Below are 18,559 nucleotides of genomic sequence, written 5' to 3' on the forward strand. Positions count from 1 at the left end.
CTCAGCCCAGATTGAAGACGCGGCTGGGCTGGACCTCGCCGCCCATATAGCGGCCGATGCACAGGGCGCGGCCATTGCGGCTGACCCAGACTTCCTCGCCGAATTCGGCATGACCCAGAACCTGACCGGGATTGCCGTTCAGGATGCGGGTCTCGCCGATCTCGGTGGCCTGCATCTGGGGCAGGTCGGAAAGCGCCGACTGGATCGGCAGCAGGGCCGCCTCGATCTCGGCCTGATTGGCGCGGTCGATGCGGTCAAAGGCGATGCCGTCCGCCGCCTCGAACGGACCCGACCAGATCCGGCGCAGGTGGTCGACATGGCCAAGGCAGCCAAGGGCGCGTCCCAGATCGCGGGCAATGGCGCGGACATAGCCGCCCTTGCCGCAGACCATGCGCAGCTGCGCCTGATCCGCCGTCACCCCCAGCAGTTCCAGCGATTCGACCCAAAGGGGACGTGCGGCCAGCTCGACCACCTCGCCTTCACGGGCCAGATCATAGGCGCGCGCGCCATCGACCCGGACGGCGGACACGCGCGGCGGAACCTGCATGATGTCACCGACAAAAGCGGGCAGTGCCGTGCGGATCGCATCCTCGTTCGGGCGGGCGTCGCTGGTTTTTACCACCTCGCCCGAGGCGTCATCGGAACTGGTTTCCGCGCCCCAGTTCACCGTGAAGTCATAGGCTTTCAGCGCATCGGTCAGGATCGGCACAGTCTTGGTGGCCTCTCCCAGCGCGATCGCCAGCACGCCCGTCGCATCCGGGTCCAGCGTCCCGGCATGGCCCGCCTTCTTGGCGTCCAGCGCCCAGCGGACCTTGCTGACCACATCGGTCGAGCCCACGCCTGCGGGCTTGTCCACGATCAGCCAACCGTGGATCTCGCGTCCCTTTTTCCGCGCCATGTCAGTTCTTTCCCGTATATCCGATGATCGGCCCCAAACGGCGGCCGAAATCCGACCGCCGCAGCTCGGGCGCATAAAGCCGCGAGATCGAGCCGTCGAAGTAAAGCGCATCGCGCGCGCCAAGGCCGTCCCTGAACAGGCGGCCGAATTCGTGGAAGGTCACCGCCCGGTCCGAGATCGCGAACCACGCCGTCTGCCCGTCGGGCGACACGCCGACGCCGTTCCGGACATAGCGGCTGTCGCTGTCGATCAGGAAACGCGGATGCAGATCGCCGTCGATGACCAGCATCGGCCCCGATTGCGTCGCAAGCCGGCATTCCGGCTGTGCCTTGGCAAAGGCGCGGCTTTCCATCACGCGATAGGGCTTGTCGCCGCCGGCGCAGAAGACGCCATTCGGCAGCATGCCGAAATTGCCGCCGCCGCCCGCGGTAACGATGTCATGCTCCTTGGTGCCCTCGCTGACATACAGCCCGACGGGAGAGTAATCCTCGTGATACATGCCCGCGTTCATGGCGAAACCCAGCACCTCGTCGGGGGCAAGGGTCTTGCGGACGCTGTAGAAGTCGCCCAACACGCGGCCATTGGCATCGTTCAGCCACAGCTTCAGGCCCGGCTCCTGCGCGGCATTCAGGGTGCAGATGACATAGCCCTGGCCGTCGAAGTCACGCTTTTCGCATATGCCTTCTGCCGCGGCGGGCAGGGTCATCGCGATCAGCGCGCCAAGCGCAAGGCCCAGCCGACGCTTCAGATCAATCTTCATCGGTCTCGTCGTCGTCGCTTTCGACATCGCGGCGGACGCGTTCGTCGTTCAGCAGGCGACGGGTGTCGTCCATGCGGTCAAAGGTCTCGTCCAGAACGAAGCGCAGCTGCGGCGCGTATTTTAGCGACATCGCCTTGGCGACCAGATGGCGCAGCTCGGCCTGATTGCGGCGAAGTGCGACCAGCGCGTCCTCGGCGTCATGCCCGCCCAGAGGCAGGACATAGGCGGTCGCGACCTTGAGGTCGGGCGACGTGCGGACCTCGCCCACCGTGATCGAGTGGCGGTTCAGGTCGGGGTCATGGACGTCCGCGCGCAGCAGGACATCGGAAAGGGTGCGGCGGATCAGCTCGCCCACGCGCAGCTGGCGCTGCGTGGGGCCGGACCCTGATTGAAAGCGGTTCTGTGCCATGCCCGCAGATGTAGGGGGTCGCGGCGCGCGCCGCAACGGGATAGACCATGCCAAAACGGGGATATGGACATGGAAAAACCGGGAATCGTCATCACGGGTGTGTCGGGCCGCATGGGGCAGATGCTGGTCCGCACCGTTCTGGAATCGGATCAGGCCCGTCTGGTCGGCGCAATCGCGCGCGAAGGCAGCCCTTGGGTTGGCCGCGATCTGGGCGAGGCGATGGGTGGCGCGCCCCTTGGCATCATCGTCACCGACGATGCCGTCGAGGCGATTGCCAAGGCCCAAGCGGTGATCGATTTCACCACGCCCGACGCCACCGTGAGCTTTGCCGAACTGACCGCTCAGGCCCGCGCCGTCCATGTCATCGGTACCACCGGGTTCGAGCAGCACCATCTGGACAAGATCAAGGCCGCCGCCCGCCATGCACCGATCGTCCGCGCCGGCAACATGAGCCTTGGCGTCAACCTGCTGGTCGGCCTGACCCGCAAGGTCGCAGCTGCCCTGGGCGAGGATTGGGATGTCGAGGTCGTCGAGGCCCATCACAATCGCAAGGTCGACGCCCCCTCGGGCACCGCCCTGATGCTGGGCGAGGCCGCTGCCGAGGGCCGTGGCCATACCCTCGACGAACTGCGCACCCCGGCCCGCGAAGGGATCACCGGCGCGCGCGAAAAGGGCTCGATCGGTTTCGCGGCCATTCGCGGCGGCGATGTCGTGGGCGAGCATGACGTGATTTTTGCCGCAGCGGGTGAACGTGTCGTGTTGCGCCATCTGGCGACCGACCGCGCGATCTTTGCCCGGGGCGCGCTGCGGGCGGCCCTGTGGGGGCAGGACAAGGGTCCGGGCGAATATGACATGGCGGATGTGCTGGGCTTGTAAGGAATTGGGGCTTTGACGCCCCGGCAGCCTGCCCCTAGTTTCGTGTCATGACCCTGATCGCCACGCTTGAACATGCCGATGCCGACCTGACTGCCTGCCTTGCGCGGGTCATGGCGGCTGTCCTGAAACCCGGCGACGTGGTCGCGCTGGAAGGCGCGGTGGGCGCGGGCAAGACCCATTTCGCCCGCGCCTTCATCCGCGCCCGTCAGGGCGATCTGGCCGAGGACGTGCCCAGCCCGACCTTTACTCTTGTCCAGACCTATGACGACCCGATGGGGACCGAGATCTGGCATGCCGACCTGTATCGCCTGACCCATCCCGATGAGCTGGCCGAACTGGGGCTGGATGAGGCCATGCGCGAGGCCGTGGTGCTGATCGAATGGCCCGATCATGGCGGTCCCCTGCCCGACCCGCTGACCCTTGGCCTTGAGCCGATCCCGGATTTCCCCGATCTGCGCCAGATCACGCTGGCCGGGTCCGAGCCACGCTGGGGAGGCATGGCCCGCCTGCCCGCAATCGCGCGGCTGCTGCATCGCGCCGGCTGGGGCGAGGCCAGGGTGATCCCGCTGGCGGGCGATGCCTCGGCCCGGCGCTATTTCCGGCTGCTGGATGGCGTGCGCAGCGCGGTGCTGATGGATGCCGCCCCCGGCACGACCGGCGAATATGTCGCGATGACGCAATGGCTGCGCACGCGCGACTTCCATGCGCCCGAGATTCTGGCCGCCGATCAGGTGGAGGGGCTGTTGCTGCTAGAAGATCTGGGCGACGATCTGGTGGCCCGCGTGCTGGCGGCGGAACCGCAGCTCGCCCCCCGGATCTATGACCGCATGACCGATCTGTTGGTCGATCTGCATCGCCACGCGCCGCCCGATTTCGTGCTGCGGCTGGACGGTCCGGAACTGGCGCGTCAGGTCGGGCTGTTCGCCGAACATTACCCCGCCGCCGCAGGTGCGCCCGGCAAGGGCCTTGATGTCGCCCGCACCATCGAGGCGCTGCATGCCGAACTGGCCGCCGACGTGACCCCCATCCTTGGCCTGCGCGATTTCCATGCCGAAAACCTGATCTGGCGCGACGAGGCCCCCTTGGGCGTGCTGGATTTTCAGGACGCGGTTGCAGTGCATCCGGCCTATGACCTTGTCTCGGGGTTGCAGGACGCGCGCCGCGACGTGGACCCGGCGATCGAGGAAGCCCAGATTGCTCGCTATATCGCCGCGACAGGGGTCGATGCCGACCGCTTCCGCGCCGCCTATGCGCTGCTGGGCGCGCAGCGAGGTCTGCGCATTATGGGCATCTTTACCCGTTTGGCGCAGCGCGACGGCAAGCCGCGCTATCTGGCCTTCATGCCACGGGTCTGGGCCGCGATCCGTCGCGATCTGGCCCATCCGGCGCTGGCACCGCTGGCCGCTGCGCTGGACGGGATTCCCGAACCCTCCCCCGACGTGATCGAAAGGATCGCCCGCGGATGAGCCTGCCCCTGATGATCTTTGCCGCCGGCAAGGGCACGCGCATGGCGCCCCTGACCGATGTGACGCCGAAACCGCTGATCGAGGTCGGCGGCCAGACGCTGCTGGACCGCGCGCTGACCCTGGCCGGGCAGGCCGGGACCGGTCCCGTCGTCCTGAACACCCATCATCTGGGCAGCCAGATCCGGCACCATGTCAACGGACGTGCCATTGCCATCTCGGACGAGGCCGATCTGCTGCTGGAAACCGGTGGCGGGTTGCGCAAGGCGCTGCCGCTGCTGGGGACGGGCCCGGTCATCACCATGAACCCGGATGTGGTCTGGACCGGCACAAATCCGGTCCGCGCGCTGCTGGATGCATGGGACGACGGCATGGACGCGCTGCTGATGCTGGTGCCGCTGGCCCATACGCATGGGCGGCAGGGGGCTGGGGACTTCAGTCTTGATCCGGCGGGTCGCCTGATCCGACGCGGCGATCTGGTCTATGGCGGCGTGCAGATCATCCGCCCCGACCGGCTGGCCGAGATCCCCGAGGATATCTTCTCGTTGAACCGGCTGTGGGATCTGCTGATCGCGGGTGGCCGGGCGCATGGCCTGATCCATGATGGCGAATGGTGCGATGTGGGCCGCCCCGACTGCATCCCGCTGGCCGAGGCCCTGCTGAATGGCTGACTGGCAGAATGGCGTCTTTGCCCTGCCTTGCGGCGCGGATTTTCCGGGGGCATTCGCCGAGGGACTGATCGCAAGGATGCGGGGTCGCCCGCCGCAGGACATGGCGCGGGTGACGGTGTTCGCGAACTCGGGCCAGTCGCTGCAAGCCTTGCGCGATGCGCTGATCTGGCGTGGGCCGATCATCCTGCCGCAATTGCGGCTGATCGCGGATATCGGAGGCGGCTCTGCCACCGCGCCGCTTGCCCGTCGCCTTGAACTGGGTCGGTTGATCGACGCGGCCCTGCGCGCCCAGCCCGATCTGGCGCAGGGGCAATCGGTGCCCGAGCTTGCGGCCTCGCTGGCGGGGCTGATGGCCGAGATGCAGCTTGAGGGGTTGGACGCGCAGGCGCTGGACCGGATCGACGCCGGCGATCACGCCCAGCATTGGGGCCGGGCGCTGGCCTTTCTGAAGATCGCTGCCGCCTATTATCTGTCCGACCCGCCACAGGACCGCGAATCCCGCCAGCGTGTCGCCGCCGAGGAATTGGCCGCGGATTGGGCGCGGGGCGAGAACCTGCCCCAAGGCCCGGTGGTCATCGCGGGCTCGACCGGATCGCATGGCGCGACGCGGAATTTCATGCGCGCGGTCGCCCGCTTGCCGATGGGCGCGGTGGTGCTGCCGGGCTATGATCCCGACATGCCGCAGGCGGTCTGGGACGGGTTGGACGCGCGGGCCGAGGATCACCCGCAGGCCCGCTATGCGCCCTTTGTATCCGAATTCGGCATGCCCCGTGACTGGATCACCGGCACCGCCCCCGATCCCTTGCGCAACCGCCTGATCTCGCTGGCGCTACGGCCCGCGCCGGTGACCGACCAATGGATCGAGGAAGGTCCCCGACTTGGCGCGCTGATCCCGGCCACGCAAAACCTGACACTGATCGAAGCCGAGCAACCGGGCCAAGAGGCCGAGGCCGTGGCACTGGTCATTCGCGACGCGGTAGAGCGCGGCCAGCCGGTGACCCTGATCGCCGCCGACCGGATGCTGACCCGCCGCGTGCAATCGGCGCTGGATCGCTGGGCGATCATCCCTGACGATTCCGCCGGTCAGCCCCTGCCGCTGACGGCGCCCGGCCTGTTCCTGCGCCATGTCGCGGACCTGTTCGGGGCCGATCTGATGATCGACGGTTTGCTGACGCTGCTGAAACACCCGGTCATGGCGACTGGCCTTGGCGGCGATTACCGGCGCGAGCATCTGCGCCATACCCGCGATCTTGAACTGGACCTGCGCAAGCATGGTCCGGCCTTCCCGGATGGCGCGGCGCTGCGTGACTGGGCTGATCGCGGCGATGAACGCAGCAAGCCCTGGGCCTTGTGGCTGGCTGGTCTGCTGGACCGGATCGTGCCCTTGGCCCTTGATCGCGGCCCGCGTCCGATGGCGCAGCGGCTGGCCGATCTGCGCCATCTGGCCGAGGATCTGGCGGCCGGTCCGAATGGCAGCGCCGATGCGTCGGAACTGTGGGCCAAGGCCTCGGGTGGGCTGGCCAAGGGCGTGCTGGACCATCTGGCGGCGCATGCGCATCTGGGCCATGCCCTGCGGCCCGGCGAATTCCGCGACCTGCTTTACGATGAATTGCAGGGGCAGGCGGTGCGGCAGGACGTGGCCTCGCATCCCTTGGTCCGATTCCGTGGCCCGCGCGAGGCCCGGACCGAGGCTGTCGGCGAGGCGGCCGGACTGGTCATCCTCGCTGGGTTGAACGAAGGCGGCTGGCCGCAGGCATTGCCGCCCGATCCGTGGCTGTCGCGCCCCATGCGATTGTCGGCCGGACTGACCCTGCCCGAGCGTCGCGTCGGATTGGCCGCGCATGACTTCCAGCAGGCGGTCGGGGCCGCGCAGGTGATCCTGACCCGCGCCCATCGCGATGCCGAGGCCGAGACCATCCCCTCGCGCTGGCTGAACCGGCTGGTGAACCTGTTGGGCGGCCTGCCCGCCCAAGATGGCCCGCAGGCGCTGCGCGAGATGCGCGAACGCGGCCAACGCTGGCTGGATCTGGCCGGGCTTCAGGCCCAACCGCGCCACCGTCTGACGCCCGCGCGCCGCCCTTCGCCCGTTCCTCCCGCGCCCGCGCTGAAGCAGATGTCGGTGACCGAGGTCCGCACCCTGATCCGCGACCCCTATGCGATCTATGCCCGCCGCGTGCTGGGTCTGCGTGCGCTGGACCCGCTGCGCCCGGAACCCGATGCCGCCGAACGCGGGAATGTGCTGCACGCGATCATGGACCGTTTTCTGGCCACCCTGCCCGATCTGCCGGAAACGCCCGCCGCGATGAAGGACCGTCTGCTTGAGATCACCGACGCGGTGCTGAACGCCGAGGTGCCCTGGCCCTCGGCCCGGCTGTTCTGGCGCGCGCGAATCGCAGGCATTGCCGACCGGCTGGTCGCGGATGAGGCGCATCGCCTGACCCAGGGCAAGCCCACCGTGGTCGAAAGCTTCGCCCAGCTTTCGGTGCCGGGAACGGATTTCCGCCTGATCGCCAAGCCCGACCGGCTGGACCTGCTGAATGACGGCCGCGTGCATGTCTATGACTACAAGTCCGGCAAGCCACCGACCGATGCCCAGATCGCGCATTTCGACAAGCAGCTCCCGCTTGAGGCGGCGATGGTCGAACAGGGCGCCTTCGACTGCCTAGGCCGGGCTGATGTCGACGGCATCAGCTATATCCAGCTTGGCGGTGAGGGGAAAACCGAGACCCGCAGCTTTGGCCCCGGCTTTGCGCAGGAAACATGGGCGGGCTTCGTGGCATTGATCGGCCTTTATCTGCGCGGCGAGCGCGGCTTTACCGCGCGCCTTGCGATGGAACGCACAGATCACGCCAGCGATTACGACCACCTGTCGCGCCATGGCGAATGGGACACGACCGAGCCCGCGCAGTCCGAAAGTTTCGACCATGACTAGGATGCATTTCGACGAGGCCACCTTGGCGCAGGTGCGGGCGGCGGACCCGCTGCGCTCGACCTGGCTGACGGCCAATGCCGGTTCGGGCAAGACGCGGGTGCTGACCGATCGGGTGGCGCGGCTGCTTCTGGCCGGGACCGCGCCGGAAAAGATCCTGTGCCTGACCTATACCAAGGCTGCGGCGACCGAGATGCAGAACCGCCTGCTGGCGCGACTGGGCAAATGGGCGATGCTCCCCGAGGACAAGCTGCGCGAGGAACTGGCCCGGCTGGGCGAGGATCGCGCCCCGGACCTACCTGCCGCGCGCCGCCTGTTCGCCCGCGCCATCGAAACGCCGGGCGGGCTCAAGGTCCAGACCATCCACAGCTTCTGCGGCGGCGTGCTGCGCCGCTTCCCGATCGAGGCCGGTGTGCCGCATGGCTTCACCGAACTTGACGACCGCAGCGCCGCACTGATCCGGTCCGAGATCATCGAGGACATGGTGCGTGAGGACGCGCCCGAGCTTTCAGATCTGCTGGTGCTGCAATCTGGCGAAAACCTCGACGCTTTCCTGTCCGGTCTGCGGGGGTTCGAGGCCCCCGCAGACCGGGACCTGCTGTGGGAGGCCTGCGAACTGGACGCGGGTGAGGATCTGGCCTCGCTTCTGGCGCGCACCTTCGCGGATGGCGCGCTGGTCATTCCCGCGCTGGTCCCGCATCTGCTCAAGGGCGGTGTGAACGACCAGAAGGCCGCGGCCAAGCTGCAACCGGGCCTCTGGACCCAGCCCGGCCTTGCCGAGCTTCAGACCCTTGAATCCGTGCTGCTGACCGGCGCGGGCGCGAAGGAACCCTTCTCACCCAAATATGACAGCTTCCCGACCAAGGCGCTGCGGCAGGGCTCCTGTGCTGAACTGATCGACGATCTGGCCGTGCTGATGGAGCGCGTGCACGAGGCCCGCCCGCGCCGTCTGGCCCTGGCGCTGGCCGAGCGGAGCCTGTCCCTGCACCGCTTCGCCCATGCCTTTCTGACGCGCTACCGGGCGCAGAAATCGGCGCAGGGCTATCTGGATTTCGACGACCTGATCGACCGCACTGCGCGGTTGCTGTCGGAAAACAGCATGGCGCAATGGGTGCTGTTCCGACTGGATGGCGGCATCGACCATATCCTTGTCGATGAGGCACAAGATACCAGCCCGGCGCAATGGCAGGTGATTGAGCGACTGACCGATGAATTCACCTCGGGTCAGGGCGCGCGCGAGGCCGGTTCGCGCAGCCTGTTCGTCGTGGGCGATCCGAAACAGTCGATCTATTCCTTTCAGGGTGCCGACATCGCCGTATTCGAGGCCCGCCGCGCGGGCTTCGCCGAGGCCTTCGCCGCCGTCGAAAATCCGATGCAGGTGCTGGAGCTGCGCCATTCCTTCCGTTCCTCGACCGCGATCCTGTCGCTGGTCGATCAGGTTTTTGCGGGCGATGCCGCAAAAGGTCTGGGCGATCCTCCGCAGCACCGCGCCTTTCGGACCGACATGCCGGGCCGCGTCGACCTGTGGCCCGCGATCCCGAAGCCCGATAAACCCGAACCCGGCGAATGGACCGATCCGGTCGATCAGCCCGCCGAAAACTCGGAGACCACTCAACTGGCCCGCGCCATCGCCCGTGGCATCCGCGATATTCTGGGCACGCCGATTTTCGACGCGAAAAGCGGCAAGGTGCGCCGGGTCCGCGCGGGCGATGTGCTGATCCTTGTCCAGCGCCGTTCGGACCTGTTTGCGGAAATCATCGCGGCGCTGAAATCCGTGAACCTGCCCGTCGCGGGCGCTGACCGACTGAAGCTGGCGGGTGAAATGGCCGTGCGCGACATCCGCGCCGTGCTGTCAGTCCTTGCCACGCCCGAAGACGACCTGTCGCTGGCCGCCGCGCTGCGTTCGCCGATATTCGGCCTGAGCGAGGAGCAGCTTTACCGCCTTGCCCATGGCCGGATGAAACGTGAATTCCTGTGGCGGCGTCTGCGCGATTCCGACCATCGCCACGCGGTCGAACTGCTGTCCGACCTGATGGGCCAGACCGGGTTCATGCGCCCCTACGACCTGATCTCGCGCCTGCTGGTCCGGCACGGTGCGCGCGAACGTCTGGTGGCCCGACTTGGCCCCGAGGCCGAGGATGGCATCGACGAATTGCTGTCGCAGGCGCTCAGCTACGAATCCAGCGAAACCCCGTCGCTGACCGGTTTCCTTGTCTGGCTGACCGCTGATGATGTCGAGGTCAAGCGTCAGCCCGGCTCGGCCGGCGAACATGGCGATGGGTTGATCCGGGTGATGACGGTGCATGGCTCGAAAGGCCTTGAAAGCCCCATCGTCATCATGCCTGACGCATCGAAACGCCGCCCCCCGCGCGAGGGGCAGGTGCTGACCCTGCCCGGTGGTCTGGCCCTGTGGCGCGGCAGGAAGGGCGAGCGGCCCGAAACCATCGAGGCACTGGCCACCGATCAGACGGAACGCCAGCTGCAAGAACGCAAACGCCTGCTTTATGTCGGCCTGACTCGCGCTGAAAGCTGGCTGATCCTTGCCGCTGCGGGCGAAACCGGCATGGCCGAGGATAGCTGGCACAGTCTGGTCGAGGCGGGATTTGGCCGTTCGGACCTGACCGAAAGCCGCGTGCCCATGCCCGGCGGCGGAGAGATCCGGCGATTGGCCTTTGGCGACTGGCCGACCGAGGCGCCCCAGACCGTCTATATCGAAAAACCACCCGTCGCCGCGCCGGATTGGTTGCGTGCGGCACCTCCGCCGATGCCCGAAAAACGACGCCCCGTGGCCGCGACCGCCTTGGGCGGGGCCAAGGTCATGGCGGGTGCGGGCGAAGGCGACGCCGAGGCCGCGATGCTGTTTGGCACACGCCTGCATCTGCTGCTGGAACATCTGCCGGGCCGCGACCCTGCCGAATGGCCGGGTATCGCCCGCGACGTTCTGGCCGATGCCGAAGGTGGCCTGCCCGAACCCGCCGCGCTGGCAGGCCTGCTCGACGAGGCGCATGAGGTCCTGACCGCACCCGCTTTGTCCGAGGTTTTTGACCTGCCCGAAGGGGCCGAGGTGCTGCAGGAACTGGCGCTGTCCGCGCCGCTGCCGGGAATCGGAATGCTTTATGGCAAGATCGACCGGCTGGTGGTCACCGGCGACCGTATTCTGGCCGTCGATTACAAGTCGAACCGCGATGTTCCGGCGACGCCCGAAGCCACGCCCTTGGGCATCTTGCGCCAGATGGCGGCCTATCGCGCGGCCTTGCGGCAGCTGTGGCCGGATCTGCCGGTCGAGACGGCGGTGCTGTGGACCGCGACGCGCAGCCTGACGGCCCTGCCCGGCGGGTTGCTGGACGAGGTGTTGGCGGGTCTTGACCCTGCCCGGTCCCATCCCTAGCTCTTGCAGGACAGCCCAGCCGGCCCGTTGCCGGCGCATCGAGGAGATTTCAATGGCCACCCAAGCCGTTTCCGACGCCGAGTTCGATACCGAAGTCCGCCAGTCCGCGACCCCGGTCGTGGTCGATTTCTGGGCCGAATGGTGTGGCCCCTGCCGCCAGATCGGCCCGGCGCTGGAAGAGCTTGCCGCCGAATATGACGGCAAGGTCAAGATCGTGAAGGTCAATGTCGACGAAAACCCGGAAAGCCCGGCCGCCCTTGGCGTGCGTGGCATCCCGGCGCTGTTCTTGTTCAAGGATGGCGAGGTCGTCTCGAACAAGATCGGCGCCGCGCCCAAGGCCGCGCTGAAGGCCTGGATCGACGACGCAATCTAAGCTGATCGTTCAGCTGGAAATTCGGGGGCGGCAGGTCAGATCGGCCAGCCGCCCCTTCTCATTGCAGCAAGGATGCGCTCGCCGGCATCGGGCAGCGTCGCGTTGATCGATTTCTTCTGCAGGAACCAATAGACATACTTGTCGAAATCGGGGGCGAAGGTTTCGGCCCGCGCCAGCGCCTCGGATGCGCCCAGTTCGGCGACGCTCAGTCCGATATGATGAAAGTCGATCTGCGCAAACAGCACCGCCGGCTTGCCCAGCAGCAGGCCGTCAAAGGCCACGGCACTGTTCTGGGTTGCGACAAGGCTGCAGTCGCGCAGCACCGGCGCGGTACGCGGCGCGAATTTCAGGTTGGGGTGGTGGCGCAGCAGCGTGTGCAGCGCGTCCATGTCGCCCGGATCGTAGTGATGGCCGGGATGCAGCGTGACGATGGCGTGCCTGCCGGTTCGGGCCACCGCCTCGACCATGTCGAGCGGGCTCATGGTCTGAAAGCCGCGGCAGCGGCGGATATGGACCTGCAGCGGCACAAGGATCGGACCGTCGCGCCGTGGTGGCGGGCCGGGCAGGACGCGCGCGCGCAACCGGTTGGCGAAGTCGCGGGCCTCGGTCGGGTCGATGCTGTCGGGATCATAGGCGCTGCGCGCGACCTCGAAGCGCCAGCGCTGCTGCGTCGGCTCGATCTGCCAGAACGGGTAGTGATAGGCGCGGCGAAAGGACAGTGAGCGCGCGTCGGGCGGCGCGGCCGCGTGAAACAGCGCATAACCGTCCAGATCGGCAGCGCGCAGCCGTGCGTGTTCGCTGGCCTCGTGCCATTCGACGCGCCAGCCCGCGCCCTCGACGGTCGCTTTCAGCACGTTCATGAAGTTGAACGTCCCGTCCACCGCCGTTTTCAACATCGGGGCTTCCAGATAGACGCGCAGGGTGGTCGTGTTGCTCATAAGGGCAGGCTAGCGGTCAGGCTCGGGTTGCGAAAGCCCCCGACGCCTCATATCTGAGCCGCAGACCAAAGCGGAGAATACGCATGTCCGATGAGAAATTTCCCGGCTGGCACGGCACCACGATCCTTGCGGTGCGGCGCGGCGGCAAGGTCGTCGTCGCCGGGGACGGTCAGGTCAGCGTCGGCCCGACCGTGATGAAGGGCACTGCCCGCAAGGTGCGTCGCCTGACGCCCGGCGGCCATGACGTGGTGGTGGGCTTTGCCGGATCGACCGCCGATGCCTTTACGCTGCTGGAGCGGCTGGAGAAGAAGCTGGAAAGCGCACCGGGTCAGCTGGCGCGGGCCTGCGTCGATCTGGCCAAGGACTGGCGCATGGACAAGTACCTGCGCAATCTGGAAGCCATGCTGATCGTGACCGACGGCAAGGAAATATTTGTCGTGACCGGCGCGGGCGACGTGCTGGAGCCGGAACATGACGTGGCGGCGATCGGCTCGGGCGGGAATTTCGCGCTGGCTGCGGCGCGTGGCCTGATGGCCAGCGATCTGGATGCCGAGGGCGTGGCGCGGGCAGCGATGAAGATCGCCGCCGATATCTGCGTCTATACGAACGGCAACCTGACCGTCGAGATTTTGGGCTGAAGGGGGGCTCTGCCCCCGTCCTTCGGACCCCCCCGGGGTATTTCGGAAACGGTGAATTCAATCCCGTTTCCAGCATGAAGAAAGGTTCAACATGAGTGATTTGACGCCGCGCGAGATCGTGTCCGAGCTTGATCGCTTCATCATCGGCCAGAAAGAGGCCAAGCGCGCCGTCGCCGTCGCCCTGCGCAACCGCTGGCGTCGTCGCCAGCTGGGCGACGACCTGCGTGACGAGGTCTATCCGAAGAACATCCTGATGATCGGGCCGACCGGCGTCGGCAAGACTGAGATCAGCCGCCGTCTGGCCAAACTGGCCCGTGCGCCTTTCCTGAAGGTCGAGGCGACGAAGTTCACCGAGGTCGGCTATGTCGGCCGCGATGTCGAGCAGATCATCCGCGATCTGGCCGATGCCGCGATCATCGAGACCCGTGAGCGCATGCGCGAAGAGGTCAAGGCCAAGGCGCATAAGTCGGCCGAGGATCGCGTCGTCGCGGCCCTTGCGGGCGATGGCGCGCGCGAGCAGACGCAGGCGATGTTCCGCGACAAGCTGAAGCGCGGTGAGCTGGACGACACGATCATCGAGCTGGAGCTGCAGGACAACTCCAATCCGCTGGGCATGATGGATGTTCCCGGCCAGCCCGGTGCCATGGGCGGGATGATGGATCTGTCGGGCCTGATGAAGGCCTTTGGCGGGCGTCGCGTGCGGCGCAAGGTCAGTGTCAAGGAAAGCTATGACCTGCTGATCGCCGAAGAGGCTGACAAGCTGCTGGATGATGAGGCCGTCAAGGCGGCGGCGCTTGAATCGGTGCAGGAAAACGGCATCGTCTTCATCGACGAGATCGACAAGGTCGCGGCGCGCACCGATGCCCGTGGCGGCGACGTTTCACGTGAAGGTGTGCAGCGCGACCTGCTGCCGCTGATCGAGGGCACGACCGTTTCGACCAAATATGGCCCGGTCAAGACCGACCATATCCTGTTCATCGCCAGCGGTGCCTTTCACATCGCCAAGCCTTCGGACCTGCTGCCAGAGCTTCAGGGTCGCCTGCCGATCCGGGTCGAGTTGCGCCCGCTGACCGAGGAGGATTTCGTCCGCATCCTGACCGAGACTGACAACGCCCTGACGCGCCAATACACCGCGCTGATGGCGACCGAAGGCGTGGTGGTTGAGTTCACCGAGACCGGCATCCGGGCGCTGGCGCGGATCGCGGCCGAGGTCAACGGCTCGGTCGAGAATATCGGTGCGCGGCGGCTTTATACCGTGATCGAGCGGGTCTTTGAGGAGCTGTCCTTCAGCGCCCCCGACCGTTCGGGCGAAAGCGTGACCGTGGACGAAGCCTTTGTCGAGAAGCATCTGGGCGACCTGTCGCGTTCGACCGATCTGTCGCGCTACGTGCTGTGATGGAACCCCCGGGGGCTGCTGTGGTTGAAGAACTGCAGCAACCTTGGGGAGCTTCATGAAGTTTATCATCGGACTGATCATCTTTGCCCTCGATGTCTGGGCGATCGCCATGATCATCAATTCCAATGCCGAGACATCGACCAAGATCCTGTGGATTGCGCTGGTCGCCTTCCTGCCGGTTCTGGGACTGATCATCTGGTGGTTTGCGGGACCGAAGCCGAATTACAGCGCATGACAAGGCGGCCCTCGGGCCGCCTTTTCGCATTCAGCGCCGCAGGTAGACGTAATAGGCCCCTTCGCCACCATGACGGCGATGGGCGTGACTGACCTGCAGCACCAGCTGGTTCAGCGGCGCCATTTGCAGCCATAACGGCACGTTGTGGCGCAAAGCGCCGGGGCGGACCGGCAGTGGCGCGTCCGGGCCACCCTCGCGGCCCTTGCCGGTGATGACCAGCACCAGCCTGCGCCCGTCGGCATGGGCGTTCAGGATGAAGCGCAGCAGCTGTGGCTGGGCGACGCTGAGGGTCATGCCATGCAGGTCGATCCGCGCCTCGGGGACAAGCTTGCCCTGATTCATCCGGCGATGGGTCTTGTGATCCATCCGCACCGGCTTGTCGCGCAGCGCCTTGCCGGGATGGGGGGAGAGTTCGATCCGGGTCGAGGATTTCCCCAGCGGCTTAGCCCCGATGCGGAAATCAACGGGTAGCGGCTCGGGTTCGGGCGAATGTGATTTCACCGCCGGGGCCTTTGGGGGCTCCAGCGGTTCCAGCTTGGTCCTGCGGGACGGATGGATCGGGACCGTCGTCTGGGCAATGCGGGACCAGAGGGCCTGTTCGTCGGCCGTCAGGCCCCTGCGCCGCGCCATTTACGCCGTGGCGACAAGCTGCCAGTTCGGGTCGTTCGACCCCATCTGACGGGCAAAGGTCCAAGTGTCGCGCTGCTTGCGCGAGGCTTTGGGATCGCCCTCGACGACATTGCCGGCGGCATCGCGGGTGGCCACGATCATTTCGCCGACGAAGCGCACCGAGATCTCGGCCTGACGGGTGGCCGGGTTGAATTCCGCCGCGGCGAGCGCGGTTTCGCGCGTGCCAAGGAATTGCGCCTCGGTGGTCAGGCCGCGGGCCTTGCGGTCGGCGATCACGGATTCGAAGGCCTCGGCCACCGGCGGCGCGAGGAAGGCGCGGACATCGCTGATATCGCCACGTTCGAAGCTCATCAGGATCATCTCATAGGCGGCTTTCGCACCGGACAGGAACGGGCCGACCTGGAAGTCGGGCTCGACCTGTTTCATCGCGGCAAGGGCGCGGGCATTGGCGCTACCCGGCTCGGCGTGATCGTTGATATCGGTGTCCGGGGTATCGGCGGTGCCGTCGATCACGTCGAAGCGGCGGGGGGCCGGACGTTCCTCGGGGACGCGGGGGGCTTCGAACCCGTCACGCGTGCCAAGAACCCCCCGGAGGCGGAGGATCAGGAAAATCGCGATCGCGGCAAGAACAAGAAGTTGCAGCATTGGGTTCGACATCAACGGTCCTTGAGGAGCTTTCGGAGCGGGCGCTTGATACCTATGTAGGATGCAGGGCGGTGCAAGTCCAGTTTGCCGCCTGTGGAAGTCAAAAGTGAAAGGTGCGCCCATGTGGCTGCTATTGCCATTCGTCATCCTGCCGATCGTCGAGATCGCGCTGTTCATTCAGGTTGGCGGTGCGATCGGTGTCCTGCCGACGATCCTTCTGGTCCTGCTGTCCGCAGTTGCGGGCGTCGCCGTCATGCGCCGTCAGGGTGCGCTGGCGATGCTGGATGTGCAACGTGCGATGCAGGAATTCCGCGACCCGTCCGCGCCGATGGCGCATGGGGCGCTGATCATGGTGGCGGGGGCACTGATGGTGATTCCGGGCCTGTTTACCAGCGCGGTGGGCGTGCTGCTGCTGATCCCGGCGGTGCGCAGCCTGGTGATGCGCTGGATGGGCCGCAAGGTCCGCGTATCCGGCGTGGGCTTTGGCTATCCGGGGCGCGAGGCCGACGTGATGGGCGATTTCCCTTCGGGTTTCGGGCGTCGCGGCAATTCCCGCGATGGGGTGATCGACGGCGAATATTCCGTGCAGGATGACCCGCCCGCCCCGGTGCGCGAAGGGCTGACCGATGATCGTCCGGCAGGCGGGCCACGACCCGGCAGCTCGGGCTGGACCCGGCATTGAGCGTCATCCGCGAGGGTGCTAGAACCCTTCGGATGACAGGGAGACCCCAATGAGCGACGAAACCACCAACGGAGCCGCAGCGCCGGCCGGCACCCAGCCCGCCGTCCGCATGCAGATCCTGACCCAGTATATCCGTGACCTCTCGTTCGAGAATGCCGTCGCGCAGAAGGGCCTGCCCTCGGGCGAGGTCCAGCCCGAGATCAGCGTCCAGGTCAGCCTTGATGCCCGCAAGCGCACGACCGAGCACCAGTACGAGGTCATCAGCAAGTTCCGCGTCCAGTCCGTTAATGCGGCGGACAAATCGCCGATCTTCTTGTGCGAGCTGGATTACGGCGGCATCTTCCACGTCGAGGGTGTGCCCGAGGAACAACTGCACCCGTTCCTGATGATCGAATGCCCGCGTATGCTGTTCCCCTTCGTGCGCCGCATCATTTCGGACATGACCCGCGATGGCGGCTTCCCGACCTTCAATATGGACCCGGTCGATTTCGTGGCGCTGTACCGTCAGGAAATCTCGCGTCGGGTTCAGGCCGAGCGTCCGGCCGACCAGCCGCTGTCCTGATCAGCGTGACTTAGTATTTCGGCCCGCGCGTTCCCGGCAATGCGCGGGCCTTTTCATATTCATCAGCAGGGGAAAGTCATGGCGAAACGCGCGCAACGCGCATGGCAGCGGATGCTTTCGGGCCGCAGGCTGGATCTGCTGGACCCGACCCCTGTCGATATCGAGATTTCGGATATTGCGCATGGTTTGGCATTCGTCGCGCGCTGGAATGGCCAGACTCGCGGCGACTGGGCCTATTCGGTGGCCGAGCATTCTCTGCTGGTCGAGGAAATCCATCGCCGTGCCCAACCCGATTGCGATCCGCGCTGGCATCTGGCGGCGCTTTTGCACGACGCCCCTGAATATGTGATCGGGGACATGATTTCCCCGGTCAAAGCCGCGCTTGGTCAGGAATATGGCGAAATGGACGCACGGTTGACCGCCGCCATTCACCTGCGCTTCGGATTGCCCGCGCAATTGCCCAAGACCGTCAAGGCGGCGATCAAAAGCGCGGATCGGGTGTCGGCATGGCTGGAGGCCGTGCAGATCGCGGGCTTTTCGCAAGCCGAGGCCGACCGGCTATTCCCGGTTCCGGCCGAGGAATTGCTGGAGGGATTGGAAATCCGGCTGCGTCCGCCGATCGAGACCCGCAATGCCTATCTGGCACAGTTCGAAATACTGATTTCGGAAATCGATCGTCGGTGAAAAATGAAAACCCCGCCGGAAGGGCGGGGTTTGGGAAATCAGATTTCCAGATCGGCCATGGATTTGCCGGCATCCAGCGCCTCGACAACCCAGCGCGGCTTGCGGCCACGACCGGTCCAGGTGGCGTCCGGATTGGCGGGGTCGGCATATTTCGCGGCAACCTTGCCACGTGCGGGTTTCACATCGGCCAGATCAGCAAAGGTGAAACCGAATTCCCGAGCGGCATTTTCCACAGCGGCCAGAGCTTCGCGCTTGCGACGGTCCTCAAAAGTCGAAATGGATTTTTCGACCTTGTTGCGCAGGTCGCGCAGCTCGCGAAGGGACATTTGGTCCAGATCAAGTTCCATTTTCATTTCCTAAGCGTATTTAAATCTTATCCACC

Annotated in this window: 19 protein-coding genes; 12 read left to right on the plus strand and 7 right to left on the minus strand. The window is 66.1% G+C overall.

Annotated features, from left to right (window positions below; all coding sequences use genetic code 11):
• Position 1: 1 nt before the first annotated feature.
• The 3 genes from truB to rbfA are packed head-to-tail and all read right to left on the minus strand — an operon-like array spanning position 2 to position 2,067.
• Complete coding sequence (gene truB, locus IB235_RS14845) at positions 2-898, minus strand: tRNA pseudouridine(55) synthase TruB (protein ID WP_192337362.1); 897 nt, start codon at positions 896-898, stop codon at positions 2-4.
• A gap of 1 nt (position 899) precedes the next feature.
• Positions 900-1,658 (minus strand): phosphodiester glycosidase family protein, encoded by a 759-nt coding sequence (locus IB235_RS14850; protein WP_192337363.1) that lies wholly within the window; start codon positions 1,656-1,658, stop codon positions 900-902.
• Positions 1,648-2,067: a 30S ribosome-binding factor RbfA gene (gene rbfA / locus IB235_RS14855; protein WP_155039109.1), complete on the minus strand. Its 420-nt coding sequence runs from the start codon at positions 2,065-2,067 to the stop codon at positions 1,648-1,650. The genes IB235_RS14850 and rbfA overlap by 11 nt, the downstream gene beginning before the upstream one ends.
• Positions 2,068-2,136: 69 nt before the next feature.
• On the opposite strand from rbfA, the gene dapB reads away from it, so the two are divergent.
• Genes dapB through trxA form a run of 6 tightly spaced genes read left to right on the plus strand, consistent with a single transcriptional unit; the run spans position 2,137 to position 11,767 of the window.
• Complete coding sequence (gene dapB, locus IB235_RS14860) at positions 2,137-2,943, plus strand: 4-hydroxy-tetrahydrodipicolinate reductase (RefSeq protein WP_155039108.1); 807 nt, start codon at positions 2,137-2,139, stop codon at positions 2,941-2,943.
• Between the two features lie 47 nt (positions 2,944-2,990).
• A complete protein-coding gene (tsaE, locus tag IB235_RS14865) occupies positions 2,991-4,409 on the plus strand; it encodes a tRNA (adenosine(37)-N6)-threonylcarbamoyltransferase complex ATPase subunit type 1 TsaE (protein WP_192337364.1) in 1,419 nt (472 codons plus the stop codon).
• Positions 4,406-5,077 carry a nucleotidyltransferase family protein gene (locus IB235_RS14870; RefSeq protein WP_192337365.1) on the plus strand — a complete coding sequence of 224 codons (672 nt, stop codon included), beginning with the start codon at positions 4,406-4,408 and terminating at the stop codon, positions 5,075-5,077. The genes tsaE and IB235_RS14870 overlap by 4 nt, the downstream gene beginning before the upstream one ends.
• Entirely contained in the window at positions 5,070-8,009 is a 2,940-nt protein-coding gene (gene addB / locus IB235_RS14875; protein WP_192337366.1) for a double-strand break repair protein AddB, read from the plus strand. Before IB235_RS14870 ends, addB begins: the two co-directional genes overlap by 8 nt.
• Positions 8,002-11,394 (plus strand): double-strand break repair helicase AddA, encoded by a 3,393-nt coding sequence (gene addA, locus IB235_RS14880; RefSeq protein ID WP_192337367.1) that lies wholly within the window; start codon positions 8,002-8,004, stop codon positions 11,392-11,394. Before addB ends, addA begins: the two co-directional genes overlap by 8 nt.
• 52 nt (positions 11,395-11,446) lie before the next feature.
• The gene (gene trxA, locus IB235_RS14885; RefSeq protein ID WP_155039103.1) at positions 11,447-11,767 is read left to right on the plus strand and encodes a thioredoxin; all 321 of its coding nucleotides are present in this window, start codon (positions 11,447-11,449) and stop codon (positions 11,765-11,767) included.
• Positions 11,768-11,802: 35 nt separating this feature from the next.
• On the opposite strand, the gene IB235_RS14890 is transcribed toward trxA, so the two are convergent.
• A complete protein-coding gene (locus tag IB235_RS14890; protein WP_192337368.1) occupies positions 11,803-12,705 on the minus strand; it encodes a hypothetical protein in 903 nt (300 codons plus the stop codon).
• Positions 12,706-12,788: 83 nt separating this feature from the next.
• On the opposite strand from IB235_RS14890, the gene hslV reads away from it, so the two are divergent.
• The 3 genes from hslV (at position 12,789) to IB235_RS14905 (ending at position 14,974) form a co-directional block, all read left to right on the plus strand.
• The gene (gene hslV / locus IB235_RS14895) at positions 12,789-13,343 is read left to right on the plus strand and encodes an ATP-dependent protease subunit HslV (protein ID WP_155039101.1); all 555 of its coding nucleotides are present in this window, start codon (positions 12,789-12,791) and stop codon (positions 13,341-13,343) included.
• Positions 13,344-13,434: 91 nt separating this feature from the next.
• Positions 13,435-14,739, plus strand: a complete 1,305-nt coding sequence (hslU, locus tag IB235_RS14900; protein WP_155039100.1) for an ATP-dependent protease ATPase subunit HslU — start codon at positions 13,435-13,437, stop codon at positions 14,737-14,739.
• A 43-nt stretch (positions 14,740-14,782) separates the two neighbouring features.
• The gene (locus IB235_RS14905; protein ID WP_370576900.1) at positions 14,783-14,974 is read left to right on the plus strand and encodes a PLD nuclease N-terminal domain-containing protein; all 192 of its coding nucleotides are present in this window, start codon (positions 14,783-14,785) and stop codon (positions 14,972-14,974) included.
• Between the two features lie 30 nt (positions 14,975-15,004).
• Here IB235_RS14905 and IB235_RS14910 read toward each other — a convergent pair whose 3' ends face one another.
• Positions 15,005-15,604 carry a Smr/MutS family protein gene (locus IB235_RS14910; protein ID WP_192337369.1) on the minus strand — a complete coding sequence of 200 codons (600 nt, stop codon included), beginning with the start codon at positions 15,602-15,604 and terminating at the stop codon, positions 15,005-15,007.
• Positions 15,605-16,261, minus strand: coding sequence for a Tim44/TimA family putative adaptor protein (locus IB235_RS14915; protein WP_192337370.1), 657 nt, complete (start codon positions 16,259-16,261; stop codon positions 15,605-15,607). It abuts the gene before it with no gap.
• Between the two features lie 109 nt (positions 16,262-16,370).
• On the opposite strand from IB235_RS14915, the gene IB235_RS14920 reads away from it, so the two are divergent.
• The 3 genes from IB235_RS14920 to IB235_RS14930 all read left to right on the plus strand — a co-directional run bounded on the left by IB235_RS14920 (position 16,371) and on the right by IB235_RS14930 (position 18,177).
• Positions 16,371-16,931, plus strand: coding sequence for an FxsA family protein (locus tag IB235_RS14920; protein ID WP_155039096.1), 561 nt, complete (start codon positions 16,371-16,373; stop codon positions 16,929-16,931).
• A 49-nt stretch (positions 16,932-16,980) separates the two neighbouring features.
• Positions 16,981-17,493, plus strand: coding sequence for a protein-export chaperone SecB (secB, locus tag IB235_RS14925; protein ID WP_155039095.1), 513 nt, complete (start codon positions 16,981-16,983; stop codon positions 17,491-17,493).
• A 78-nt stretch (positions 17,494-17,571) separates the two neighbouring features.
• Positions 17,572-18,177: a YfbR-like 5'-deoxynucleotidase gene (locus IB235_RS14930; RefSeq protein ID WP_155039094.1), complete on the plus strand. Its 606-nt coding sequence runs from the start codon at positions 17,572-17,574 to the stop codon at positions 18,175-18,177.
• Between the two features lie 38 nt (positions 18,178-18,215).
• On the opposite strand, the gene IB235_RS14935 is transcribed toward IB235_RS14930, so the two are convergent.
• Positions 18,216-18,524 (minus strand): H-NS family nucleoid-associated regulatory protein, encoded by a 309-nt coding sequence (locus IB235_RS14935; RefSeq protein WP_155039093.1) that lies wholly within the window; start codon positions 18,522-18,524, stop codon positions 18,216-18,218.
• Positions 18,525-18,559 lie beyond the last annotated feature (35 nt).

This window comes from Paracoccus sp. PAR01 (assembly GCF_014851995.1).
Taxonomy (GTDB): domain Bacteria; phylum Pseudomonadota; class Alphaproteobacteria; order Rhodobacterales; family Rhodobacteraceae; genus Paracoccus; species Paracoccus litorisediminis.